Annotated in this window: 23 protein-coding genes and 3 pseudogenes; 14 read left to right on the top strand and 12 right to left on the bottom strand. The window is 68.3% G+C overall.

Translation table 11 applies throughout. The features are described 5' to 3' along the window. Positions 1–9: 9 nt before the first annotated feature. The gene (locus tag RGU41_RS17560; RefSeq protein WP_134558322.1) at positions 10–990 is read left to right on the top strand and encodes a zinc-dependent alcohol dehydrogenase; all 981 of its coding nucleotides are present in this window, start codon (positions 10–12) and stop codon (positions 988–990) included. A 78-nt stretch (positions 991–1,068) separates the two neighbouring features. Here RGU41_RS17560 and RGU41_RS17565 read toward each other — a convergent pair whose 3' ends face one another. After that, on the bottom strand, positions 1,069–2,154 hold the full coding sequence (locus tag RGU41_RS17565; RefSeq protein WP_322136954.1) for an SDR family oxidoreductase: 1,086 nt from the start codon (positions 2,152–2,154) through the stop codon (positions 1,069–1,071). A 262-nt stretch (positions 2,155–2,416) separates the two neighbouring features. Between RGU41_RS17565 and RGU41_RS17570 the strand changes: the two genes are divergently transcribed. From RGU41_RS17570 to RGU41_RS17580, 3 genes are all read left to right on the top strand, one after another. Then, positions 2,417–3,064, top strand: coding sequence for a helix-turn-helix domain-containing protein (locus tag RGU41_RS17570; protein ID WP_134449124.1), 648 nt, complete (start codon positions 2,417–2,419; stop codon positions 3,062–3,064). Positions 3,065–3,241: 177 nt separating this feature from the next. Continuing rightward, positions 3,242–4,450, top strand: a complete 1,209-nt coding sequence (gene eboE / locus RGU41_RS17575; RefSeq protein ID WP_322136955.1) for a metabolite traffic protein EboE — start codon at positions 3,242–3,244, stop codon at positions 4,448–4,450. Continuing rightward, positions 4,447–5,508: a 2,3-butanediol dehydrogenase gene (locus tag RGU41_RS17580; RefSeq protein WP_322136956.1), complete on the top strand. Its 1,062-nt coding sequence runs from the start codon at positions 4,447–4,449 to the stop codon at positions 5,506–5,508. The genes eboE and RGU41_RS17580 overlap by 4 nt, the downstream gene beginning before the upstream one ends. 21 nt (positions 5,509–5,529) lie before the next feature. Here RGU41_RS17580 and RGU41_RS17585 read toward each other — a convergent pair whose 3' ends face one another. Further along, a complete protein-coding gene (locus RGU41_RS17585) occupies positions 5,530–6,222 on the bottom strand; it encodes a GntR family transcriptional regulator (protein ID WP_322136957.1) in 693 nt (230 codons plus the stop codon). Beyond that, on the bottom strand, positions 6,219–6,602 hold the full coding sequence (locus RGU41_RS17590) for a VOC family protein (RefSeq protein ID WP_322136958.1): 384 nt from the start codon (positions 6,600–6,602) through the stop codon (positions 6,219–6,221). The genes RGU41_RS17585 and RGU41_RS17590 overlap by 4 nt, the downstream gene beginning before the upstream one ends. A gap of 324 nt (positions 6,603–6,926) precedes the next feature. Here RGU41_RS17590 and RGU41_RS17595 point away from each other — a divergent pair, with 324 nt between their 5' ends. From RGU41_RS17595 to RGU41_RS17605, 3 genes are all read left to right on the top strand, one after another. Then, positions 6,927–8,996, top strand: coding sequence for an alpha-ketoacid dehydrogenase subunit alpha/beta (locus RGU41_RS17595; RefSeq protein ID WP_322136959.1), 2,070 nt, complete (start codon positions 6,927–6,929; stop codon positions 8,994–8,996). A gap of 115 nt (positions 8,997–9,111) precedes the next feature. Further along, positions 9,112–10,440 (top strand): 2-oxo acid dehydrogenase subunit E2, encoded by a 1,329-nt coding sequence (locus RGU41_RS17600; protein WP_322136960.1) that lies wholly within the window; start codon positions 9,112–9,114, stop codon positions 10,438–10,440. Between the two features lie 15 nt (positions 10,441–10,455). Continuing rightward, the gene (locus RGU41_RS17605) at positions 10,456–10,767 is read left to right on the top strand and encodes a hypothetical protein (RefSeq protein ID WP_322136961.1); all 312 of its coding nucleotides are present in this window, start codon (positions 10,456–10,458) and stop codon (positions 10,765–10,767) included. Positions 10,768–10,785: 18 nt separating this feature from the next. On the opposite strand, the gene RGU41_RS17610 is transcribed toward RGU41_RS17605, so the two are convergent. Next, complete coding sequence (locus RGU41_RS17610) at positions 10,786–11,196, bottom strand: helix-turn-helix domain-containing protein (protein WP_322136962.1); 411 nt, start codon at positions 11,194–11,196, stop codon at positions 10,786–10,788. 92 nt (positions 11,197–11,288) lie between these two features. Here RGU41_RS17610 and RGU41_RS17615 point away from each other — a divergent pair, with 92 nt between their 5' ends. Together RGU41_RS17615 and RGU41_RS17620 are read left to right on the top strand one after the other, a co-directional pair. Then, on the top strand, positions 11,289–12,143 hold the full coding sequence (locus RGU41_RS17615; RefSeq protein WP_322136963.1) for an NAD(P)H-binding protein: 855 nt from the start codon (positions 11,289–11,291) through the stop codon (positions 12,141–12,143). Between the two features lie 167 nt (positions 12,144–12,310). Further along, a complete protein-coding gene (locus RGU41_RS17620) occupies positions 12,311–12,808 on the top strand; it encodes a GNAT family N-acetyltransferase (RefSeq protein ID WP_134449115.1) in 498 nt (165 codons plus the stop codon). Between the two features lie 213 nt (positions 12,809–13,021). Here RGU41_RS17620 and RGU41_RS17625 read toward each other — a convergent pair whose 3' ends face one another. Next, positions 13,022–14,038, bottom strand: a complete 1,017-nt coding sequence (locus RGU41_RS17625) for a zinc-dependent alcohol dehydrogenase (protein ID WP_134449114.1) — start codon at positions 14,036–14,038, stop codon at positions 13,022–13,024. 78 nt (positions 14,039–14,116) lie between these two features. After that, positions 14,117–14,500 carry a VOC family protein gene (locus tag RGU41_RS17630; RefSeq protein WP_134449113.1) on the bottom strand — a complete coding sequence of 128 codons (384 nt, stop codon included), beginning with the start codon at positions 14,498–14,500 and terminating at the stop codon, positions 14,117–14,119. A 99-nt stretch (positions 14,501–14,599) separates the two neighbouring features. Here RGU41_RS17630 and RGU41_RS17635 point away from each other — a divergent pair, with 99 nt between their 5' ends. Both RGU41_RS17635 and RGU41_RS17640 read left to right on the top strand, forming a co-directional pair. After that, positions 14,600–15,163: an isochorismatase family protein gene (locus tag RGU41_RS17635; protein WP_134449112.1), complete on the top strand. Its 564-nt coding sequence runs from the start codon at positions 14,600–14,602 to the stop codon at positions 15,161–15,163. 145 nt (positions 15,164–15,308) lie between these two features. Next, complete coding sequence (locus RGU41_RS17640) at positions 15,309–16,106, top strand: hypothetical protein (RefSeq protein WP_322136964.1); 798 nt, start codon at positions 15,309–15,311, stop codon at positions 16,104–16,106. Between the two features lie 25 nt (positions 16,107–16,131). On the opposite strand, the pseudogene RGU41_RS17645 reads toward RGU41_RS17640, so the two are convergent. Both RGU41_RS17645 and RGU41_RS17650 read right to left on the bottom strand, forming a co-directional pair. Then, positions 16,132–16,949 (bottom strand): annotated as a pseudogene (locus tag RGU41_RS17645) (shikimate 5-dehydrogenase). Between the two features lie 88 nt (positions 16,950–17,037). Then, on the bottom strand, positions 17,038–17,895 hold the full coding sequence (locus tag RGU41_RS17650) for a PhzF family phenazine biosynthesis protein (RefSeq protein ID WP_322136965.1): 858 nt from the start codon (positions 17,893–17,895) through the stop codon (positions 17,038–17,040). A 60-nt stretch (positions 17,896–17,955) separates the two neighbouring features. On the opposite strand from RGU41_RS17650, the pseudogene RGU41_RS17655 reads away from it, so the two are divergent. After that, positions 17,956–19,170, top strand: a pseudogene (locus tag RGU41_RS17655) (alpha-amylase family protein); the annotation flags it as partial. Between the two features lie 207 nt (positions 19,171–19,377). Here the strand turns inward: RGU41_RS17655 and RGU41_RS21070 are convergent. Continuing rightward, positions 19,378–20,171, bottom strand: a pseudogene (locus RGU41_RS21070) (DUF2461 domain-containing protein). On the opposite strand from RGU41_RS21070, the gene RGU41_RS17660 reads away from it, so the two are divergent. Beyond that, positions 20,170–20,766: a hypothetical protein gene (locus tag RGU41_RS17660; protein ID WP_322136967.1), complete on the top strand. Its 597-nt coding sequence runs from the start codon at positions 20,170–20,172 to the stop codon at positions 20,764–20,766. The pseudogene RGU41_RS21070 and the gene RGU41_RS17660 sit on opposite strands and share 2 nt — an antisense overlap. Positions 20,767–20,803: 37 nt before the next feature. On the opposite strand, the gene RGU41_RS17665 is transcribed toward RGU41_RS17660, so the two are convergent. Then, the gene (locus RGU41_RS17665; protein WP_134449106.1) at positions 20,804–21,292 is read right to left on the bottom strand and encodes an Lrp/AsnC family transcriptional regulator; all 489 of its coding nucleotides are present in this window, start codon (positions 21,290–21,292) and stop codon (positions 20,804–20,806) included. A gap of 145 nt (positions 21,293–21,437) precedes the next feature. On the opposite strand from RGU41_RS17665, the gene ald reads away from it, so the two are divergent. After that, entirely contained in the window at positions 21,438–22,553 is a 1,116-nt protein-coding gene (gene ald / locus RGU41_RS17670) for an alanine dehydrogenase (RefSeq protein ID WP_322136968.1), read from the top strand. On the opposite strand, the gene RGU41_RS17675 is transcribed toward ald, so the two are convergent. Together RGU41_RS17675 and RGU41_RS17680 are read right to left on the bottom strand one after the other, a co-directional pair. Then, positions 22,550–24,040: an alpha-amylase family glycosyl hydrolase gene (locus RGU41_RS17675; protein WP_322136969.1), complete on the bottom strand. Its 1,491-nt coding sequence runs from the start codon at positions 24,038–24,040 to the stop codon at positions 22,550–22,552. The genes ald and RGU41_RS17675 overlap by 4 nt on opposite strands. A gap of 42 nt (positions 24,041–24,082) precedes the next feature. Next, positions 24,083–24,568, bottom strand: coding sequence for a DUF1003 domain-containing protein (locus RGU41_RS17680; RefSeq protein ID WP_134449103.1), 486 nt, complete (start codon positions 24,566–24,568; stop codon positions 24,083–24,085). Positions 24,569–24,573 lie beyond the last annotated feature (5 nt).

The following is a 24,573-nucleotide window of genomic DNA, read 5'->3' on the forward strand; positions in this document are numbered from 1 at the left end:
AATCCCGTTATGAAAGCGCTGCGCTTCGCGGAACAGAATGTTCCCCGGATTGACGAGCTGCCCATCCCCGCGATCGGAGCCGACGAAGTGCTCGTCGCCGCGCGATCCGTCGGGGTCTGCCACTCCGACATCGACCTGCTCGAGGGTCGGTACATCATCCCGTTCGAGTACCCGATCATTCCCGGACACGAATGGTCCGGTGAGGTGGTCGCGGTGGGAAACCGGGTGCAGGACTTCGCGGCCGGCGATCGGGTCGTCGGCGAGTGCGTCATCGGGGAGGACCACTTCGGGTTCTCGATCAGCGGTGCGGCCGCGGAGTTCTTCGTGGCCAGGCCCGAATGGCTGCACAAGCTTCCCGCGAGCGTGTCGTACACGAACGGCGCTCTTGTCGAGCCGTTCAGCGTCGCGTACTACGCGCTGATGCGGGTCGGGAACGTCAACGCGAGCGACACCCTCGTCGTGCTCGGTGCTGGACCGATCGGACTCGCCGTCACCGCGGCCGCCTCGGCCCTCGGCGCCGTGACGATCGTCGTAGAGCCTTCGCCAGAACGCCGCGATGCCGCGCTGCGACTCGGCGCCCGCCACGCCGTGCACCCCGACGATATCGTCGAGTTCCTGAACGAGCAGACGGACGGGCGCGGAGCGGATGTCGTCGTCGAGGCGAGCGGCCGGCCGGCCGTCATGGCCCAGGCGCTCGAACTCGCCGCCTTCCGGGGCCGGGTCGCCTACATCGGCATCGACGTCGGGCGCGAGGCGCCGGCGAAGCTCGGGCTCATCCAGTCCAAGGAGCTCAAGATCACCGGTTCGGTCGGCTCGCCCGGAGTGTGGCCGGAAACCCTGCGCTTCCTCGCTCACACCGGAATCGACCTGAGCCCGCTCGTCACCCAGAGGTTCGGGGCCGCCGACGCACTGGGCGCCCTGGAGGCCGCGCACCACCCGGCGACCACGATCAAGGCGCACATCGAATTCGACGCCGTGCTGCCCGCATAGCGAACAGATCTGAACGACGGATGTCCCGGACGAGCGCTGCTTGTCCGGGACATCCGTCTTTGGGGTGGGGGAAACGGCCTAGGGGATGATCTTCGCCGCGCGGTACCGCTCCACCTTGTCGAGGAAGCTGTCCGGCGTGGACCGGAAGCCCAGGAACCCGGCTTGGCGGCTCTTGTTCATGTCGGTGAAGCACTCGATGTTGCGGCCGAGGTCGCTGTCGGTGTGCCACCAGGAAGCGAGGCGGGTGACGTCCGTTTCGACGAGTCCTTCCCGTTCGGCGATGGCGCTCCAGACCTCGTCCTTGCCGGCCATCTGCGCGGTCAACGGGCGGGGTTCGCCCTCGAAACCGGCCCAGGGAACATCGAAGATCGCGGCGACCCGCGGCCAGAGCCAGCGCCAGCGGAAGACGTCGCCGTTGGCGATGTTGAACGCTTCGTTGGCACCCTCCGGGTGCGTGCCCGCCCAGATGATCTGCTCGGCGAGCAGGTCGACGTCGGTGACGTCTGTGACGCCGTTCCACTGGGTGGCTGAGCCGGGAAAGGTGAACGTCAGCCCGAGTTCCTTGCAGATCGCGGCGTAGACGGAGAGGGTGAGCACCATGTTCATCGCGTTGTCCGTTGCGAACCCGAAGACGGTGTGTGCGCGGTGCACGCTCCAGGTGAAGCCGTTCCGGGCGGCGGACCCGAACAGCTCGTCCTCCTGCGCGTAGTAGAAGTTCGGCTGCGGCAGCCGTAGCTCGTCCTCGTGGAACGGGGTCTCCGCGGTGACGCCGGTCGCATAGTTGTCGAACGGGCCGAGGTAGTGCTTGAGCCCGGTCATCAGGGCCACGTGCCTGACCGACTTCTCGCCTTCGAGCGCCGCGAGCACGTTGCGCACGAGGGCGCTGTTGACCTCGATGTTCTCGGTCTCGGTATCCCGCTTCACCCACGCCGTGATCACGACGAGTTCCGGTCGGGTGCCCGTGAGCGCGGCGGCGAGGGACTCGGGGTCCAGGAGGTCTGCCGTCACGGCGGTGATGCCGGGCGTCTCGGAGTGGCCTCGCCTCGAGAGGCCGGTCACGTCCCAGCCCGCGTCGACCAACTGCTTCACGACCGTCTGGCCCGTGATGCCCGTCGCTCCGACGATGAGCGCGCGCCGCCGGGGAACTGTTGAGGGGGATGTCACAAGTCGATCCTTTCCTGATGGACGGGACTTCCTTGTCGCCGTCCTGAGGTGTTCAATGATACTTAACATTGGAATTCCCGGCAAGCCGCGCCGGAACCGCCAGAACCGCCGATTTGGCCCTAGTGGCGGGGTATTCGGGGCTCTTCCTGTGTATATTTGTCCGTACTCACCTTTTTTCCGGAGCGTGGGGTGTATAGCCGGGCTTCAATGATGATGCGAGGCAGGTCCTCGTCGTCGTCATGCTGATGTGTGACAGAGGAACATGATGGACAATTTAGGGTCTCGGCTGAAAGACATCAGGCTCAAGGCCGGCCTGACGTTGCGCGAGCTGGCCAGACAGGTCGACGTTTCGCCCTCCTTCGTCTCCCAGATCGAGAACGGCAAGTCACAGCCGTCCGTCGCGACCCTGTATGCCTTCGCCCAGTTGCTGAACGTGTCCGTCGACGACCTCTTCGAGAGTAAACCGGCCCTCGACCCTGGAGTTCCGGCAGTCCACCCCGAAGAAGTCCTGAATCGGGGCGACGTGACGAATCCCTCGGAGGCGTGGCATCCGTCCGAGTATGCGAACCGGGTCTCCGTGGTGCATCCCTCTCATCGGTCGCGGCTCAACATGGCCGCAGGGGTCAACTGGGAACGTCTTGCCGCCACGCCGGAGCGCGACGTCAACTTCATGAAGATCGTCTACGCGCCGGGAGCCACGTCGACGGACGAGGGCGACACCGTCTCCCACGCCGGCTACGAGTACGGCTATGTCATCGCGGGTGAGTTGCAGGTGACGATCGGCGACGAGGCATTCACGCTGCATGCGGGCGAGTCGCTCGGCTTCGATTCCTCGATCCCGCACAGCCTGAAGAACACCGGAAGCATCGACGTCCAGGGAATCTGGTTCGTTCACGGCGCGCACGCTTAGCCGATCCATTCCGTAAGGCACGCGTCAGGCGTTCGGTTGACAGCGATGCTGGAGCCGTCGTAGCCTGTGTGTTAAGGAATACTTAACGGGTGTTCACTCTCGTCTTAGACGACGACACCCTTCCTTGATATCACGACGATGTGAGCCGGATGACCGGCGGAAAAGGACCAGACCTCCATGGATCTCGGACGCGGCCTCGGCCACCTGTCATATTCCACCCTCGTGCACGCGGGCGACACGTGGGCGGAGATGAAGGAGAGCCTGCACACCTTCGTCCCCGACGTCAAAGCCCGGGTCTCGCCCGATCAGCGCTTCGGGGTCTCACTGCGCATCTCGGCCGACTCGGCGAAGACCCTCGCAGCAAACCCTGGAGAACGGGCAGAGCTCCGGACATTCCTCGACGACAACGACCTGTACGTCTACACGGTGAACGCGTTCCCGTATGGGCCGTTCAAGGGCGATCTGGTGATGGAACGGGTCTATGAACCGGACTGGTCGACCGACGACAGGGTCGCATATACGAACTCGGTCGCGGACATCCTCGCGGAGATCGCTCCGGCGGACGTGAGCCCCAGCATCCAGACGGCCCCACTCGCGTTCGCTCCGAATGTCACGGACGACGACTACGTCGCCCGGTTCACCACCAACCTGTTCCTGGTCGTCGCCCACCTCGTCGAGCTCGAGGCGCGCACGGGTCGGCGGGTCAAGCTCGCCCTCGAGCCGGAGCCCGCGTGCTTCCTGGAGACCACGGCGGAGACCGTCGCGTTCTTCACCGAGCGGGTCTACTCGCCGCAGGGCATCGCCGAGCTCGCCCGGCTCGCCGGGCTGCCCCTGTCGGAGGCCGAAGGTGCGATGCGCCGATACCTCGGCATCGTCTTCGACATCGGCCACCAGTCCGTCGGATTCGAGGATATTCCGGCATCGCTCCGCAGCCTGGTCGACGCCGGGATCCCGATCTTCAAGCTCCAGGAGGCGGCGGCGCTCTGGGTCAGGGACCTCACTCCTGCACTCGTCCCCCAGCTGCGCGTCTTCACCGACACGATCTACCTGAGCCAGACGACGATGCGCCAGGACGGTGCGGTCACGAAGTTCCTCACCCTCGGCGACGCGCTCGACGCGTTCGAGGAGCACCCGGTGCCCACCGAGATCCGCACCCACTTCCACGTTCCGGTCTTCCTCGAGGAACTCGGCCCGTTCGTCACGACGCGGTTCGCCGTGCAGCAGGCGCTGCAGATGCACCGTGAGACACCGCTCTCCGACCACCTGGAAATCGAGACGTATACCTGGGACGTGCTCCCGGCGCACCTCAAGACCGGCGACATCACCGACTACGTGACCCGCGAACTCGAGTTCGTCCGCGCCGAGCTGCTGGACCCCCGTCCATGAGGGCTGCCGTCTTCCACGGAGCCGGCGACATCCGCGTCGAGGAGGTCACGGCTCCCGAGTCGCCCCGCGCCGGCGAAATCCTGGTCAGGCCGTTGTGGTGCGGCATCTGCGGCACCGACCTGCACGAATACGCCCAGGGCCCGATCGTGATTCCGCGGGAACCGCATCCGCTCACCGGGGCGTGCGGCTCGCAGATTCTGGGCCACGAATTCTCGGCCGAAGTGGTCGAGGTCGGCGACGGGGTGACCGCGGTGCGGCCGGGCGAGCGGGTGTCGGTGATGCCGCTGCTGTCCTGCGGGCACTGCTACTTCTGCCGCAGGGGACTGAACCACCTCTGCCGCACCATGGCCGCCGTCGGGCTCAGCTACCAGTGGGGCGGCATCGCCGACCTCGCCATCGTTCCCGCCGCGAACGTCACAGTGCTCCCCGACGGCGTGTCCGACCTGCAGGGCGCCGTCGTCGAACCGGGCGCTGTCGCGGCGTACGGGGTGGACACCGCCCGTGTGCGCCCCGGCGACAACGTGCTCATCACCGGGGCCGGTCCGATCGGCGCCCTCGCGTCGCTCTACGCAGCCTCGCTCGGGGGGAACGTCTTCGTCTCGGAGGTCAATCCGGTGCGCGCGACGCTCGTGCGCAGCTTCGACGTCGGAGTGGTGCTCGACCCGACCGCCGTCGACGTGCCGGGCTGGCTTCGCGACCGGACAGAGGGTATCGGTGTCGACGCGGTGATCGAATGCTCGGGGAACGAGCGGGCGCTGCAGGCGGCGATCGCCTCGGTACGTTCTGCCGGGAGGATCTCCCAGACCGGGCTGCACACGAAGGCTGCGGCCATCGACCCGATGGTCATCTCCGAGCACGACATCACGATCTCGGGCACCTGGTGCTTCCCGGTCACCGACTGGCCGCGCATCATCGACCTGATCGACAGGGGTCGGTACCCGGTGGAGAAGGTCGTGACAGCCCAGATCGCGATGAAGGATGTCGTGGCCCAGGGCTTCGACACGCTGCTGTCACCGACCGGCGACCAGGTCAAGGTGCTCGTGCGCGCCGGCTCGTGATGCCGCGCCCCGAGTGGCCGCCTACTGGGCGAAGAGCGCCGGATGCGTGGACAGCTCGAGCCTGGTGCGGCGGATGTGGCCGGCCAGCATCCGCTCGGCCTCGTCGCCGTCGCCGCGCCTCAGCGCCCCGACGAGCAACTGGTGTTCGTAGTGGACGGCGCGGTTGACATCGGGCCCGATCAGGGTCGTGAAAGCGCGTCGATAGTGCTGGGTCGAGTTCCATAACCGGTGGATGGTCTCGCCCAGGATGGACGTCACGGCGCCGGAGTAGGAGAGCAGGTGGAACTCGCGGTCGAGGCGCAGGAACGTTTCGACGTCCGTGCCGGCCTGCATTTCATCGGCGAGTTCCTGCAGGCGGCCGAGGGTCTCCGGCGACAGATTGGGCAGGCTGTAGCGCAGCAGCAGGGGTTCGATGCGCTCGCGGATCTGGTACATCTCCTCGCACTCCGCGAGGCTCAGGTGGGAGACCCAGGCGCCGGTGTTCGCGACGAGGGTGACGAGGCCATCGGATTCCAGGATGCGCAGCGCCTCGCGAACGGGGAGCCGGCTCGCGCCGAACTGTTCGGCGACGTCCTCCTGGCGGATCCGGGTGCCGGGGGCGTATGCGCCGGACAGGATCTCGTCCCGCAATCGCGCGGCGATACGGCTGCCGGCGCTGCCGTCGCGGCTGGGGGCGCTGGCCATGGGGTCCGTCCGGTCGGTGGTGTCGGTCATTCGGCGGGGTGGGCCGGATGCCACAGTTTAGTGGCAGCATCCTTTTCGTAGGCCTTGCCGTCCGGGTAGCTCACGAGCTCGAACTGCATGCCCCAGGGGCTGCGGAAGTAGACCCAGCGCTGGCCGGTGCTCCAGCTGGAGCTCGACGTCGGTGCACCCATGATCTCCACACCGTGCTCCCGCAGGTGCTCGAGGGCGGCATCGAAGTCGTCCACGTAGAACGCCAGGTGATGCCCGCCGATGTCGCTGTTCCTCGGTTCGGGAGCTGCGGCATCCGCCGGTTCGTACTGGAAGACCTCGAAATTCGGCCCGTGACCGCACCGGAAGAAGCGGAGTTCGCGCATCACCGTGCGCGGGTGCACGCCGAGGTGCTCGAGCATCCACTCGTCGTCGGGGTGGGCGAACGGCCCGAGCGCGTAGACGAGCTCGCCAGCCGATCACGTCGACCAGGAACCGCTCTGCCTCGGCGAGGTCGGGGACCGTGAAACCAATGTGTTCCGTGCCGCGCAGACCCGGGATGCCGTGGACCATCGAGAACTCCTTCGTTCGTCGTTGATTTCTCTCATTGTATCCAAAGACCCGAAATGCGTGCATCCAGATCGGAGATATTGCGAACAATCCTTGGCATTGGATTCAATCAACGATACAGTGTTGGTCACATGTAGTCGATCCCCGCGATCGACACGACCAATGGAGACCGGCACATGCCTGAACGACGACGTTTGGATCCCCTGGCCCCGTGGATCGAACTCAGCACCACGGCGCAGGACTGGGCGAGTGCGGACCCGGCACTCCTGGCCACCATGCTCGGCCAGCTGCATCTCATCCGTGCCTTCGAAGAAACCGTGCTCGAACTCGCCGGCGAGGGCCTCGTGCACGGGCCAGCGCACTCCAGCATCGGCCAGGAGGGCGGGGCGGTCGGCTCGATCGTCGGCCTCGGGTCGACGGATGCGATCAACGGCTCGCACCGAGGGCACCACCAGTTCCTCGCCAAGGCGATCAACCATGTCTCCGGCGGCGCCCTCGACCCCGCGGCGCTCGTGACCGCGGACATTCAGACCGTGCTGCAGCGCACCCTCGCCGAGATTCTCGGGCTCGCCCAGGGCTACTGCCGGGGCCGCGGCGGCTCGATGCACCTGCAGTGGTTCGAGGCCGGCGCGCTCGGCACCAACGCGATCGTCGGCGGCGGGGTTCCGCTCGCGGCCGGCAACGCCTGGGCCCAGAAGCACGCGGGAACGACGGATGTCACGGTGAGCTACTTCGGGGACGGCGCGACCAACATCGGCTCGGTCCTTGAAACGATGAACCTCGCTTCGGCGTGGAAGCTGCCGCTTGCCTTCTTCATCGAGAACAACCTCTACGCTGTGTCGACCACGGTGGCCGAGTCGACCGGTGAGCCTCGGCTCTCGGCCCGCGCGCTTGGGTTCGGCATTCCCAGCTGGCGCGTCGACGGTATGGACCCGCTCGCCGTGCACCTGGCGACGAAGGAGGCCGAGCAGGTGATGCGGTCCGGCCAGGGACCCGCTGTCGTCGAGGTCGAGGTCTACCGCTTCTTCCACCAGAACGGACCGTACCCGGGCAGCGCCTTCGGCTACCGGACCAAGGAGGAAGAGACGGCGTGGCGGGCCCGTGACCCGCTGGACCGGGTCGCCCGCGAAATGATCGCGCTCGGCCAGATCGACACGGCCGGCATCGCCGCGGTGCGCGAGCAGGCCCAGTCCGCGATGCGGGATGCAGTGGCCCAGCTGCTCGAGGCCGACCCGGAGTCGGCGGGGAAGCGCCGGATCCGGCCGGAGCTCTGGCCCGACGTCGACTTCGTCAATGTCGGGGTGCGGGGCGACGCGAGCGAACTGACCGGACTGCGCACGCTCGAGCCGACCGAATACCGGGGCGAGCTCGAAACGAAGAAGTTCGTCGACGCCGTCGCCGGCGTGATGGACCGCCGCATGGCAGAGGACGCACGGATCGTCGTGCTCGGCGAAGACGTGCACCGCCTCAACGGCGGCACGAACGGCGCCACCAAGGGGCTTGCGAAGAAGTTCGAGGGCCGTGTGCTCGGCACGCCGATCAGCGAGAACGCGTTCGCCGGCCTCGGCGGCGGGATGGCGCTCGACGGGCGCTACCGCCCGGTCGTTGAATTCATGTATCCGGACTTCATGTGGGTGGCCGCCGACCAGGTCTTCAACCAGATCGGCAAGGCGCGGCACATGTTCGGCGGCGAGAATCCGGTGCCCCTCGTGCTGCGCACGAAGGTCGCGATGGGAAGCGGCTACGGCTCGCAGCACCTGATGGACCCCGCGGGCATCTTCGCGACGAGCCCCGGCTGGCGGATCGTCGCACCGTCATCGGCGGCTGACTACATCGGCCTGATGAACACCGCTTTGGCCCTGCAGGACCCGGTGCTCGTCATCGAGCATGTCGACCTCTATGCCGACAGCGGTGACGTGCCCGCCGGCGACCTCGACTACTTCATCCCGCTGGGGAAGGCGGCCCTGCGCCGTGAAGGCACCGACGTCACCGTGATCAGCTACCTGTCCATGGTCAAGCACTCCATCGAGGCCGTCGACCTGACCGGCATGAGCGCCGACGTCGTCGACTTGCGCTGGCTCGACCGGGCCTCGATCGACTGGGAGACCATCGGCACGAGCATCCGCAAGACCAACAGCGTGCTCATCGTCGAACAGGGGCCCGCGGCACGTCGTATGGTGCCTGGCTGTCCGATGAGATCCAACGCCGGTTCTTCGACTACCTCGACCAGCCGGTCGAACGCGTGACCGGCGGCGAGGCAAGCCCGAGCATCTCACGCGTGCTCGAGCGGGCGGCCATTGCGCGCACCGAGGACGTCGTCGCCGGCCTCGAGATCATCAAGCTCGGTCTGGGAACCCGCTGATGGCAACGCTCGTGCGCATGCCGGAGGTACTCGCCAATGCCGCAGAAGCCGCCATCCAGACCTGGCTGGTGAAGGTGGGCGACACTGTGGCGATCGGCCAGCCGCTCGCCGAGATCGAAACGGAGAAGGCGGTCGTCGAGTACCGCGCCGAGACGGAAGGTGTGCTCGCGCGCGTCATCGTCCCCGAGGGCGTGCCCGTCGAAGTGGGCGTGCCGATCGGCGTGATCGCCGCCGTCGGTGAGGCGGAGTCGGACATCGATGCCTTCCTCGCCGGGGACGTCCCGGAGCAGGCAGGGCCTGCGACCCCGGTGACGGCGGCCGCGGAGGCGGCGACGCCGGTCGGAGTGGTCCCGGCCGAATCGGCCCCGGACGGGGCGCAGGTACCGCTCGCCGCAGCCAGCGGCCAGCGTCAATTCGCCAGTCCGCTCGTGCGCCGCATCGCCAGGGAACGCGCGCTCGACCTATCCCGCGTCGTCGGCAGTGGCCCGAACGGGCGGATCGTGCGCCGAGACCTCGACACCCTCAAGCCCGCGCCCGTGACTGCAGCCGAGTCCCGGCCCGAGCCCGTCATGCCTGTGGCGTCTCCTGCGGTGTCCGTTCCAGCGGCACCCTCGGCCCGCACCACCGGCACATCCGTGGTCGACGCCTCCGGATTCACCGATGTTCCCCACACGGGGATGCGACGGGCGATCGCGCGCCGCCTGACCGAGAGCAAGTCGACGGTTCCACACTTCTACATCACGGCGGACTGCCGCGTCGAGCGCCTCCTCACCCTCCGCGGCGAGATCAACGCGACGTCGCCGCGGAAGATCTCGGTCAACGACTTTGTGGTCAAGGCAGTCGCGGTAGCGCTCGTCCGGGTGCCCGCGGCGAACGTGATCTGGACCGAGACCGCTACGAGACGATTCGAGCACGTCGATCTCTCGGTGGCGGTGTCCACCGAAACGGGACTGCTCACTCCGGTCCTGCGTGGCGTCGAAGGCCTCACGCTGGCGAGCATCAGCGAGAGGGTCGCCGACCTCGCCGGACGGGCGCGGAAGGGGAAGCTGAGGCAAGAGGAACTCGAGGGCGGCAGCTTTGCCGTCTCGAATCTCGGCATGTTCGGGGTCGACCAGTTCTCGGCCATCCTGAACCCGCCCCAGTCCGGCATTCTCGCCGTCGGCACCGCGAAACAACGGCCGGTCGTCGACGCGGGACAGCTCTCGGTCGGCACCGTGATGACCGTCACCCTCTCGGCCGATCACCGTGTGGTCGACGGTGCGGTGGCCGCCGAATGGATGGCGCAGTTCGTGGCCTGTATCGAGAATCCACTCTCTATAATCATTTGAAGTCGGCGGGCTCTGATGACCGTCGACTTCCCCGTGAGCAAAGGCGCGCATATGGATCCCCGACTCGAACGTCTCGTAGCAGAGCGGGCATCCCTTGCCGCGGAATCGGAACGGCTGGCCGCGCTCCTCGCTGCAGAACGGAGCGGCAGGGCGCTGCGAGCGATCTCCCTCGCCTACGGGACGGGCTGCAAGGATGACTTCGAGCGGGAGCGCCAATGCCGCGCGGATGAAGAGCAGATGAAGCAGGTGCGTTCCCTCACTCGCGCCCTCGATCGTCAGTACCACCATCTGACCACAAGCGCCCGCGCCGCCCGCGAAAGCGGGTGAATCGTCGTTCTGTCGCGCTCAGAACGACGATTCACCCGCTTTCGCGCCAGGGAAAGCGGGCGTGCCGGTGATCTCGTCGGCGTTGTCCGCGATCCAGTCCATCAGGGGGACGAGGCGGTCGGCGAGCTCGTGGCCCCTGGCCGTCAGTTCATAGTCGACGCGCGGCGGGATCGTCGCCTGCGCCTCCCGGTTCACGAAGCCGTCTGACTCGAGGGTGCGCAGGGTCGATGCGAGCATCTTCTCGCTGATGCCCTCGATGGACCGCCGGAGCTCGCCCCAGCGGAGCGAGTCCTGCTGCAGGGCGAGCAGGATGAGCACGCCCCACTTGCTCGTGATGTGGTCGAGCACGGTGCGCGTGGCGCATTTGGCCGGGTAGACGCCGGCGACGGCGCCGGGACGCGCCCGCGAGACGTCGAAACTAACCTTCATGCAGGTAGCTTACCTAAAGGTGGGTACCTGTGCGCGGGAAGGTACTCGACCGTCCCGTGGTTGACTCTGACACGCCACCGAAAGGACAACACATGTCATACATCGTCACCGCCACCTCTGGTCACCTCGGCCACCTCATCGTCGAATCCCTCCTCGCCCGCGGCGCGGCCCCGGAGAGCATCGTCGCGACAGCCCGCAATGTCGACAAGCTGTCCGCTCTCGCCGCACTCGGCGTGCGCACCGCAGTCCTCGACTACGGCAACCCCGAGACCGTGACCGCCGTCGTCGAACCGGGCGACGTGCTGATGCTCGTCTCCGGCAGCGAGGTCGGCCAGCGCGTGCCGCAGCACACCGCCGTGATCGCGGCCGCCCAGGCCGCCGGCGTCGGGCGCATCGTCTACACGAGCGCCCCGAAGGCCACGACCTCCGCGCTCCTGCTGGCCCCGGAGCACAAGGCGACCGAGGAGTTCCTGATCGCCTCGGGGGTCCCCTTCAGCATCCTGCGCAACGGTTGGTACACCGAGAACTACACCGGTGAAATCGAGAAGGCACGCCAGGCCGGCGAGATCGTCGCGAGCGTCGGCGACGGCCGGGTCGCGAGCGCGAGCCGGGCCGACTATGCGGATGCCGCGGCCGCGGCCATCCTCGACGACTCGCTCGCGGGCAAGACCCTCGAGCTCTCGGGCGACCACGCCTGGGACTTCGACGAACTCGCAGCCACGATCGGAACCCTCATCGACTCATCGGTGGCCTTCCGGAACCTGACACCCGCAGCACACGCGGAGCTGCTCGCGTCCTTCGGCCTCGACGAGGGCACGGTGGGCTTCGTCGTCGGTCTCGACGCCAACATCCGCGACGGGCTGCTCGGCGAGACGAGCGGCGACCTGGCCCGCCTGATCGGACGGCCGACGACGCCGCTCGCGGAGGGCCTCGCCGCGAGCGTCTAACCTCGCCTGTCCCGGCCCGGCCATGCCCCGGAGGTGGACCTGACGGCATCCGCCCCGGCCATGCCCCGGGGGTGGACGCGGCGGCATCCGCCCCCGGGTCGGTAGGCTGTGCGATTGCAGAGATCGCACTGCACACACCCGAGCAGACGCAGATGAAGGACCCGACGATGAGTGGCAGTACCGAACGCCTGTTCCGTTTCGAGCGGGTGGAGTGGGACGACCCGCGCGCCGCCGTGCTGCGCGCGCGGATGGACGTGGAGATGACCGCGCGCTACGCCGGCCCTGGCAGCCCCGAACTCGATGACGCCGTGACCGCGGCGCTCAGGATCGACCCCGCCGACATTCTCGCGACCGTGCTCGTGGTCGACGGCGACGGCACCCCCATCGCCCACGCGGCCCTGCGCACCCATGATGGCGACTGGGAGGTCAAGCGCGTGATCGTCTCCGACGACCAGCGCGGGCGCGGGGTCGGCCGTGCCCTGATGAACGAGCTCGAGCGCATCGCCCGTGCCGCCGGCGTGCCGCGGCTCATCCTGCAGACCGGCAGCAAGCAACCGGATGCGGTCGCCCTCTACGAGAAGATCGGCTACACGCCGATCCCGATCTACGAACCGTACATCGAGGCGATCCCGCACTCGTTCTGCTTCGAGAAGCTGCTCGCCTGACCTGCACCGCTCCACATTCCCGCGTCGCCCCGCATCCGCTCGCCCCGCCGTGCCGCGAGAGTGCACGTGTGGCCCTGAAGGCCGCTTGACTTTGCCTGCGATTCAACGGCCGAAAGCGCACTCTCGCGAACGCCGGCGCGGGAGACGCTCCGTCGAATCGAATCGGTGCAGTGCGGGGCGGTGTCGTTTTTGGCGGCGTTGTCGGGAACGACGTCAGGCGAGCCGGGGGTCGACGTGCAGTTTGGGACCGAGGCCGGCGCCGGCGGGGCGATGCCCGGCCAGGATCTCTCGCACACCGCTGAGCCCGACCGTCGCGGCGACGAGCGGGCGCGGGTCGACGGCACCGCTCGCGTAGAGGTCGATCGTGCCCCTGAGCCCCGGGGAGGCGCTCAGGATGCCGACCGCCGTCACGTCCTTGAGAGCGAGGGTTCGGGTGTCGATCAGGCTCGGGCTGCCGGCGAGACCGACGTAGACCACGCGCTTCCCCGGCTCGACCAGGTCGAGGGCGCGGGCGGGCAGGGCGGCCGCGTTGGAGGCGTCGATGACGGCGTCGAAGGGCGACTCCGGCAGGTCGGCGTCGGTCCAGACTCCGTCGAAGCCGAGGCTCCTGGCGTAGTCCAGTGAGCGCGCGGACCGTCCCATCACGTGCACCTCTGCACCCTGCTGCCGGGCGAACAAGGCGATGAGCAGACCGATCGTGCCCGCTCCGAGGACGAGCGCCCGGTCGCCGGGTTCCAGTGCTGCACCCCGAACGGAACGCAGCGCGTTGCCGCCCGGTTCGACGAGCGCGCCGAGCACGTCGTCGGCGGTGTCGGGCAGCTCGAACAGCGAGGTGGCGGGCACCGCGAGCTGTTCGGCGAGGGCACCGGGGAAGCCGCCGAGGATGCCGACCTCGAAGCGGAACTCGCAGACATGCTGCAGGCCGCGGAGGCACCGACGGCACACCCCGCAGCCGAGCATGGTGTCACCGGTGACCCGGCGACCGAGCCACCGCCGGTCGACGCCTGCGCCGAGCGCGGTTACGGTCCCTGTCCACTCATGGCCGATCCGCATCGGGTACCGGGCCTTGCCGTCGTGCAGGTACTGCATCTCGCCGGTGAAGAACTCGACGTCGGTTCCGCAGACGCCGACTCTCGCGACATCGACGACGACCTGGCCGGGCCCCGCAACCGGCGGGGCGACATCCTGCACGGATGCTTCCCCGGGCGCGGTGATGACAAAGGCCTTCATGGTGCTTCCTTTCGGCGTGGATCACGAGATCAGCCTGGGAAGCTCCACGAGCTGGTACGAAGCGGGTTCGGGTGCGCGTCAGGCAGGCTTCGCGTACCGGCCGATTTCCTGAAGCGCCCAGGAGTTGCCGTCAGGATCGCTGAAGTACGCGTACTTGACGCCACCCATGTCGTGGATCTCGGTGATCTGCAGGCCACGGTTCACGAGTTCGTCCCGTGCTGCGCCGATGTCGGAGACGACCAGGTGCAGGTTCTTGACCGTGCCGTGCTCAGGTCCGTTCCCCATGCCGGTCCCGATGACCACGGAGCACGCCGAGCCCGGAGGGGTCAGCTGCACGATCCGCATTCCGTTGCCTGGCTGCACATCGTGATCCAGGTGGAAGCCGACAACATCCACGTAGAAGGCCTTGCTCCGTTCGACGTCCGCAACGGGCAACGGCACAAGCTCCAGTCGCATGTCCATGGTCGTCACTGTATCAAGGAGCGACAGCCACTCGCGGCGAACGGCGCCGCGGCGTAGCGTGGCCTCGTGACACCGTCCGACAGCTTCTGAGGAGGAATCGTGACCACCCTCGACAACCGGCCGAACACCGCTCTGCTCGTCATCGACGTCCAGACCGGTTTCGTGAAAGACGCCTACGATCGGGACGCGATCGTCGGGAACGTCAGCACCGTCGTCGACAAGGCGCGAGCCGCCGGCGTCGACCTCATCTGGGTGCAGCACCACAACGACGACCAGCCGCAGGGGAGTGCTTCCTGGCAGCTCGTACCCGAACTCGTGCGCCTCGAGGCGGAACCGCTCGTGCACAAGGCGTACGCCGACGCCTTCGAGGACACCGACCTCGAGTCCGTGCTCGCCGAACGCGGCATCGGCGGTCTTGTGATCGCCGGTGCGCAAACGGATGAGTGCATCCGGTCGACGCTCCACGGCGCGATCGTCCGCGGCTACGACGCCATCCTCGTCAGTGATGCCCACACCACCGAGGACCTGAGCGGCTTTGGTGCGCCGCCGCCGGACCTGGTGATCGCCCACACCAACCTGTACTGGGAATACCACACGGCCCCCGGGCGGACAGCGGGCACGGTGACCACTGCCGACCTTGACTTCACGGCGCCGTCCTCCTGAGGCGACCGGGCCGGCGGACGGAAACAGCGCTTCGATCGAGGCTGGGAAATCGCCGGGACGGACTTCCGTGGCCCGCGGGGGCGCAGCACACTGGATGCCGAAAGTGGAAGCTCAAACCTCGCGCGACCCGAACGTGGAGTGACGAATGGGCAGAATTACGCAGGCCTCGATAGTGCGACCGGGTCGGATCGGAAGGCGAGCCGGCGTCGGCATCCTGGCGGCGGCGCTCATCGTCGCGGGTGTCACGGCGGCCGCGCCGCGCGCCGAGGCGGAGGTCCGGACAGTAGCAACCGCTGCCGCTGCCGCGCACTCCGTGTCAGAGACAGTCCCCGCTGCCGCGGCAGTGTCCTCGGTGAAGGCCCTCGACTCCGACCAGGTCATCACCGACCCGGCGTGGTTCACCGCAGCCTATGCCGAGGGATTCCGGCTCTACATTCTGGCGTCGACCGACTGGGGCACCTGCACCCCCGCGGCCCACGCCCAGCCGCAACTGCAGATGGCCCTCGACGCCGGGCTGAAGGTCGCCGCATACACCCGCAATCCCGCCTGCTGGCAGGCCGGCATCGCTGCGACGGGTCCGTACAGCACCCGGCTCCAGTTCTTCGCCCTCGACATCGAGACCGGCAGCCCGCCCCTCACCCGGGACATGATCACGGGGGTGCAGGAGCTCGGAGTGCGCCCGGTCGTCTATAGCGGAGCGGCGATGTGGCCGCTCCTGATGGGAGAAACGACCCAATTCTCCGACGTCGCCCTGTGGGACACCGCAACCGGTCCCCTCGACTATCCGAGCTGGACTGCCGACGTCCTCGCACCCGAACCGGTGCCGTACGGCGGCTGGAATGACTCGGGCAACCTGCGGATCGGCGTGCAGCAGGAGTTCGAGCGCACCCTGAACGGCGTCAGGGTCGACCTTGATTCCTTCGACGCCGAATTCCTGTATTGAGACGGCCTCCCGCCGGTGCCGCCCTCTACTGACGCGAGAAAGCGGATGCCGCGAGCACCTGCTCCGGGGTCGGCCGCACCCCGGTGTACAGCTCGAACTGGTGAGCGGCCTGCAGCGCGATGACCTCGGCCCCGGTCACGACCCGCTTCCCGGCCGCACGCGCCGCGCGGATCAGGGCGTTTCCGCCGGAAGGGCGACCACATCGAAGACGGTCGTGGCCGCGTCGACGGTGCCGAGCGGGTATGCGAAGCTCTCGGACTCTGCGCCACCGCTCATCCCGATCGGGGTCACGTTGACGATCAGCGGTGCGGTCTCGGCTCCCGGGTCCGGCAGCCACCGGTAGCCGAGCTCGTCAGCGAGCAGGCGACCGCTGGTCTCGTTGCGGGCGATGATGGTTCCGTCGGAGAAACCGGCGTCCCGGAAGGCCGCACCGACGGCCTTCCCCATTCCACCGCTCCCTCGGAGCAGGAACGGTGTGCCCGGATCGATGCCGTGCTCGGCGATGAGCTCGGCAATGGCCAGGTAGTCGGTGTTCGACGCCTTCAGGACCCCGTTGTCGTTGACGATGGTGTTCACCGAGCGGATGGCGGTCGCGGAGGCATCCATCTCGTCGACGAGCGCGATGACGTCCTCTTTGAAGGGCATCGACACGGAGCAGCCGCGGATGCCGAGCGCCCGCACGCCGCCGATCGCCGCGGTGATGTCGGTTGTCGTGAATGCCTTGTAGATGAAGTCGAGGCCGAGCTCGTCGTAGAGGTAGTTGTGGAAACGGGTGCCGATGTTGCTCGGGCGGGCCGCGAGCGAGATGCACAGCTGCGTGTCCTTGTTGAGCGCTGGTTTCATGGTTCTTCTCCCGGGATGAGGTGCGGTCTTTCCACGGTAACCCGGACGCCCCGTCCGAAGGTCCGAGACGGGGTCGAGGAGATCGGGTTCAGGAGATGACCGAGGCTGTCCCGGACACCACGATGCCGCCGGTCTCGGGGATATCGACGGTGAGCAGGCTCGGGCGGCCGACGTGACGGCCCTGGTGGATCAACACTCGCGCCGGGGCGTCGACGAGGCCCAGCGCCCGGAGGTAGCCGCCGACGGAGGCCGCCGCAGAGCCCGTCGCCGGGTCCTCGGTCATGGTCCCGACCGGGAAGAGGTTCCGCGCCTCGAACTCGAGCGGCCCCAGCACGCGGAGGGTCGTCACGGTGCCCGCCCAGCCCTCTGCGTCCATCAGGGCACGCACCTGGGCAGGGTCGAACCGGAAGCCGTCGAAGGTCGCCGTCTCCGCGAAGACGAGCACGGGGTGCACGTTGCCCGCGAAGGCGAGCCGGGGCGGGTAGTCCGGGTGCAGGTCGGCGGTGTCGACGCCGAGCAGCCGCAGCAGGTGCTCGAGCACCGATGCCCCGATCGGCTCCACCCGCGGCTCGACACTCGTGAACGAGGCCACGATCCCGTCAGCGGTGCGCCGGGTGGCGATCCTCACCTCCCCGATCTTCGTCTCGAACACGAAGGATTCTGCGTCACCGCGGCCGGCGAGCGCAACGGCGGTCGCGATCGTCGCGTGACCGCAGAACGGCACTTCCGCCGTGGGGGAGAAGTAGCGGATGCCCGCTCTTCCCGGGTCCTGCGGGGTCGGCGGCCGGGTCAGGAACGCGGTTTCCGCGTATCCGAGCGCCGCCGCGATCCGCTGCATCTCGGCGTCGGGGAGCGTGCTCGCGTCGAGCACGACACCGGCCGGGTTGCCACCGGTGGGCTCGGCGGCGAAGGCGGTCAGGCGCAGGATCTCGGTCTCGTCGGACATGCTCAACACCCTAGGCCACCGGTGCGACGCCGCCCCGGGGGTGCAAAGCTGAGAGACATGATGATCAGCAACACGGATGCCGCCGGGCGAGTCGAACCCGACTGGGTGCGCCACGCGATCTGGTGGCAGCTGTACCCGCTCGGTTTCGTCGGTAGCTACCCGATCGCCCCTGGCGAACCCGTTCCCGGTGCCGGCGAGCACCGCCTGCTGCGGATTGTGGCCTGGCTCGACCATGCGATCGAGCTCGGCGCATCGGGCGTTGCCCTCGGCCCGGTCTTCGCCTCGACGAGCCACGGCTACGACACGAGCGACTACTACCGTATCGACCCGCGCCTCGGCGATGAGGCCGACTTCGACACCCTCGTCGCCGAAGCGCACGCCCGCGGGCTGCGCGTGCTCCTCGACGGGGTGTTCAACCACGTCGGCCCGGATTTCCCGCGCTACCGTGAGGCGATCGAGCAGGGCCCCGGAAGTGCCGCGGCCGCCTGGTTCCAGGCGGGAACCCGGGCCGGCCTCCCGGGAGGCGAGGCCGGTTTCGGAACCTTCGAGGGGCATCCGGGGCTCATCAGTCTCGACCACGGCAACCCGGAGGTCGCCGACTACGTGACCGGCGTCCTCGAGCACTGGCTCGACCGCGGCGCGGACGGCTGGCGGCTCGACGCCGCATACGCGGTCCCCGCCGAATTCTGGGCCGGGGTCCTGCCGCGGGTGCGGGAACGCCACCCGCAGGCGTGGTTCCTCGGCGAGGTCATCCACGGCGACTACCCGGCGATCGTCTCGGCGGCCACCCTCGACTCCGTCACGCAGTACGAGCTCTGGAAGGCGATCTGGAGCAGCCTCAACGATCACAACCCGCACGAGCTGGCCTGGTCGCTCGGCAGGCACAACGGCTTCCTCGACAGCTTCACCCCGGCGACCTTCGTCGGCAACCACGACGTCACCCGGATCTCGACCCGCCTCGAGGATCCGCGGCACCTCGCCCACGCGCTCGCCGTGCTCTTCACGACCGGAGGAACCCCGTCGATCTACGCGGGGGACGAATACGGCTACGCGGGCCTGAAGACCGAGGAGTACGGCGGCGACGACGCGATCCGGCCGGAGTTCCCGGCGGACGGCCCTCCGGCGCTCACCGACACCGAACGCACGGTCTACCGGCTGCACCAGGACCTGATCGGGCTGCGCCGGCGGCATCCGTGGCTGCACGACGCCCGAACCCGCATCCTGGACAGCGGGGCCGACCACCTCGTCTACGAGGCGCGGGCCGGTGACGACACGCTCGTCGTCGCGCTCAACCTCGGCGACCAGCCGTGCGGCGTCGACCTGGGCTGCTCGGGGCTGACCCAGCTCCTGCCGGGGGCACGCCGGCGCCGCTGGGGCCGCGTGTCACGATCGCGCCGCACGGCTGGCAGGTGCTCGCGCCCGCCGCGAGCGACTCGGCACGGTAGACCCGATGCGGTCGGGGCCGGGGCGGCGCGGCCCCGGTCAGCGCCGCTGCTCGAGGCGCAGCGTGGCCAGAGGCACGTTCAGGAAGTCGATCAGGGGTGTCAGCGCCTCGAAACGTTCGATCACGAGCGTGAGGAAAGCATCCGTTTCGGCCACCGATGCCGGCAGGGTCGCGAAGGCGGCCCACTGGCGGCGGCGCAAGAGGTCGACCGCGGGGTGATCGACGGGGTATCCGCGCGGCGGACGCACCAGCGGATTGCCGTCGGCGGGGTCGAACATGCCCGTGAGCCGGGGATCGGCGAGCAGGGCGCGAAGCTCCCCGTGGTGCGCGACGATGTGGTCGCGAATCGCCGTGAGCTGCTCGGGGAGGGCGCATAGCTGCCGCCCGCGACCAGGACCTCGTGGCCGGAGACGCTGAGGAAGTAACCGGCACCGGTCTTCTCCGAACCCCCGAGAGGCCAGGACGCGGCGACGTTCGTCTTGTACGGGGACTTGTCCTTCGAGAACCGCACGTCGCGGTAAATGCGCATGATCGCCTTCTGCGGCGGCCGCACGTGCCCGGGCGCGAATCCCGCGAGGGACTCGTTGACCCGGTCGACCAGGTCGAGCATCGGCTCCCTGACCTCGCTCAGGTACGCCGGCTTGTGTTCCTCGAACCAGCCCCGGTCGTTGTGTCCTTCCAACTCGCGCAGGAACTGCAGCGCCTCACCGGAAAAGTGCGTTGTCATACTCTCGCCTCCTCTCGTAGTCTGGCAGCACCGGTGGTCGGGCCGACGCCCGAATGCGGTCGAACGCTGGTCAGCGTCAGTGGCCCGTGCTACTTTTTGCGGCATGGAGCAGAGAGAGCTATTTCTTCAGTCGGATGCCGCGTTGCGCTCCGTCATCGACCGGATCACGCCGGAGCAGCTGACCCTGCCGGCTCCCGCGGAGTGGACCAGCACGGAGAATCCCACGATCAGGGACATCCTCGCCGCGCACGCGCGCGACGAGGCCTGGGTCGGGGACGTGCTCGCGGGCCACACCATCGAGGAAGTCGGTGACCGCTTCAACGGTGACCTGCTCGGCGCGGACCCGATCGCGAGCTACGACCGGCTCAACGACGAGGCCACCGCCGCCGTGCGGCAGGACCTCGATCCCGCGGCGATCGTGCACCTCCAGTATGGCGATTACCCGCTCGCCGAGTACCTGCAGCACACGAGCATCTACCGGGCCTTCCAGGCGTGGTCGATCGCGAACTACCTCGGCCTGGAGTACGCGCTGCCGGCTCCACTGGTCGACTTGCTCTGGGAGCAGATCCTGCCCCAGGTGGACGCCTGGCGCCAGTATGGAGTCTTCCCTCCCGAGGTCGAGGTTCCCGCCGACGCCGACAAGGAGACCCGGCTGCTCGGCACGACCGGCTTCTGGAAGCCCAGCCGCAGCACGGACTGACCGGCGCCAACCGACGGGGTCCCTCGGCGCCCGGCTGCTACTTTCCCGAGGAGAGCCCGTTGTAGTGGTGCTCGAAGACCAGGCTCGTGCGCGTCGAGGCGACCGCGGGGTTCGCCGACAGGTTCTCGAGCACGAAGTCGCGCACATCGTCGGAGTCGCGGGCCACGAGATGGATGATGAAGTCCTCTGTGCCGCCGAGGAAGAAGACCTGCACGACCCGCGGCATCGCCCGGATCTCGTCCCGGAACGCCGGGATCTGCGTGCGCGCCCCCGAGCGGATGCTGACACTGATCAGCGCCTGAAGGCCGAGCCCGAGCGCCTTCGGGTCGACGAGCGTCGTGAACCGGGTGATGATGCCGCGCGTGACGAGGGAGCGCACCCGGGCGATGCACGTCGATTCCGCGATCCCCGCCGCGGTCGCTAGCCGGCTGTTGCTCATCCGCGAGTCGGCCTGGAGGAGGGCCACGAGCGTACTGTCCACGGTATCGAGTTCATCGCCGCCCCGAATCCTCTTCGTTTCCGTCATGCGTGGGCCCCTCTCAACTGAATATCGCGCTGTCTTTCGACCAAGTATCGCGGATTCCACGCTTGTCACGTGCACGAAACGAATACCGAGCATTATTTTCCCTATCCACCGGTAAGTCCGGCCCAAACCGCAGACGGAGCTCCCCATGAAGGTCGGCATCCCCACCGAGATCAAGAACAACGAGAATCGGGTGGCCATCACCCCGGCCGGCGTGCACGAACTCTCCATCCGCGGCCACGAGGTCATCGTGCAGGCGGGCGCCGGCGTCGGCTCCGGGTTCAGCGACGACGCCTTCCGCGTCGCGGGCGCGGCCATCCTCGGCACTGCCGCCGAGGTCTGGGCCGCCGCGGAGCTGCTGCTCAAGGTCAAGGAACCCATCGAAGCCGAATACCCGCTGATGCGCGACGGGCAGGTGCTCTTCACCTACCTGCACCTCGCCGCGTCCCGTCCGACCACGGATGCCCTCCTCACCTCCGGCACGACGGCGATCGCCTACGAGACCGTCCAGCTCGCCGACCGCAGCCTGCCGCTGCTGTCCCCGATGAGCGAGGTCGCCGGGCGCCTGTCCGTCCAGGTCGGCGCGTTCCACCTGATGAGCGCGAACGGCGGAAACGGCATCCTGCTCGGCGGCGTCGCGGGCACCCCCAAGGCGAAGGTCGTCATCATCGGCGGCGGGGTCGCAGGTGAGCACGCCGCGGCGAACGCCCTCGGCATGGGAGCGGACGTCACGATCATCGACCTCTCGATCGCCCGGTTGCGGCAGCTGGAGAACCGGTTCACCGGCGCCATCCAGACGCGCGCATCCACCCGCTACGAGATCGCCGAGCAGGTCCGTGGCGCCGACCTCGTGATCGGCTCCGTGCTCATCCCCGGGGCGCAGGCGCCGAAGCTCGTCACCGACGCCATGGTCGCCACGATGAAACCGGGTTCCGTGCTCGTGGACATCGCGATCGACCAGGGCGGCTGCTTCGAGGGATCCCACGCCACGACCCACGACAAGCCCACCTTCGCCGTGCACGACAGCATCTACTACTGCGTCGCCAACATGCCGGGAGCAGTCCCCGCGACGTCGACCCGTGCGCTCACCAACGCGACCCTGCCCTACGTGATCGCGCTCGCCGACAAGGGCTGGAAGCAGGCCATCTCCGACGATGCCGCACTCGCCAAGGGCCTGAACGTGCACGCGGGCCGCATCACGAACGAGCACGTGGCCGCCGCGTTCGGCGCCCCGGTCCTGACCCTCGCGGAGATCGTCGGCTAGCCGACGGTCCACGCTGCGAGGGACTCGACCGTGTCGAGGACCTCGCTGCCGTCGGCATCCGCGAGCTGGATGCGGAAACTCGTCGCGGCCCGCGCGGTGCACACCGTCAGGACCGCACGGGAACCGTCCGCGGCGTTCGCCCAGCGCAGCTCGAGCACGTCCCTGCCATAGGCCGACCAGGTGAACTGGCCGTCGAACGCGGGATGGGCGGAACGGAGCCGCACGAGGCCGAGCTGGGCGCGGGTCACGTCGCTCGCGAGCGCCTCCTCGACCTCGGCGGCCGGGTAGCGGTGCCGGTTCACGTCACGCCCGCTCCCGGTCTCGGCGAACTGCTCCCGGTCGTCGAAACCGCCGAGCAGGCCGACGTAGTAGGTCTGCGGGCGTCCGGGCAGGAAGTGCTGCACGGCACGCGCGACCAGATAGGCGACGACGTCGCCGCCGAGCGTACTGAAGAACGTGGCATTGATCTGATGTGGCAGGGTCGACCATTCCGGCACGACCGAGGCGACGGATGAGTGCCCGTGCGTGGCTTCGGCGGCTCGCGCGAACACCTCCGCCATTTCCGCTTCGCTCAGCAGTCCCGGCCGTCCTCCGGCCGGACCGGCGTCGATCACGCCGATGCCGTCGTGGGTGTCGAGCACCGTGACCGCGTTGGCCGGACGGATCTCGAACCAGTGCGCGAGGCGGTCGACCGTGCCGGTGCCCAGGGAGTGCAACAGGAGCGGCGCGAGCGCGAAGTCGTAGACCCAGTCGACGAGGGGCGCGATCGCGAGCTGCTGGGCGTAGTGCCCGTGCACCTCGACGAGCACGGCGAGGTTCTCCGCGCGGGCGAGGTCCGTGACGACCTCGAGGAAGGCGAGAGTCTCCGGGGTCATGAAGCTGTCGGTGCCCGGGGTCTTCACGGCGTAGCCGACCGCGTCGAGCCGCACCGTCGATACGCCGCCGTCGGCGAGCACGCGGAGCACCCGGCGCAGGTAGGCGATGGCGACCGGGTTGGCGACGTCGAGGTCGACCTGGCTGGGCAGGAACGTCGTCCAGACGAGATGCCGGGAGCCGTCGGAACCGCGGTACCCCGTGAAGGGCAGTCCTGGCCGCGGTCGGTAGAACGCCGTCAGTTCGGCCTCGGTTGCGCCGTGCGGGAAGACGGTGCCATAGGTGAGGAACATGCCGTCCCAGGGCGACTCCGCGCCGCGGGCCAGCCAGTCGGTGAACTCCACCGAGGACGCCGAGACGTGGTTGACCACGAGATCGGCGGTCAGCCCGCGGTCGCCTGCCAGGTCGCGGACCTCGGGCCACGTGCCGAGGCGTGGATCGACCGCAGTGTGGTCGACCGGGTCGAAGCCGGCATCCGCCCCGTCGAACGGCACGTAGAACGGCAGCACGTGCACACTGCCGAAGTCCCGCAGGGGCCCGTCGAGGAGCGCGGCCAGCGCGGGGATCGTGCCGCCGATACGGTCGGCGTAGACGAGGAGTTCAACGTCGGTCATGGGTACCTGCCTTCCCTAGAGCCGCCACCCTACGCTGCACGGTCAACTCGCGGGTGAACCCAGGGGAGCTGCGGTGACCGGGGCGACGGGAGCGGTTCCGACGATGTGGGCGTGGATTTCCTTCGTGAGCTCATGAACGCGCCGGGTGAGCTCGGTGTTGGTGAGCAGTTCCTGGTCGCTCATCTTGAAATCATGGTCGGCCTTCGCCTGCTGGAATCCGGCCTGCCGGTTCTGGCCGATCATCACGAACGTCGAGAGGAAGATGGCCTCGAGAGACACCACGAGGGTCAGGGTCGGCCACGGGCTCGGTTCGAAGAACAGCATCCAGCCGGCGAACACGACGGCATGCAGGTAGACGAACCGCATCGATCCCGCGAAGGCCGTGACGGCATCCGCGATGCGCAGCTGCACACTCGCGGCACGACGCTTCGCCTCAGCGAGCACGATCGGGTGGTGGTCGCCGGTCGCCAGGATGTGCCTGGGGAGGATGGACGACAGGTGCGGGGTAGCCGCGGTGCTGGTGCTCATGCCCC

The organism is Cryobacterium sp. 10C3 (genome assembly GCF_034314285.1).
GTDB lineage: Bacteria > Actinomycetota > Actinomycetes > Actinomycetales > Microbacteriaceae > Cryobacterium > Cryobacterium glucosi.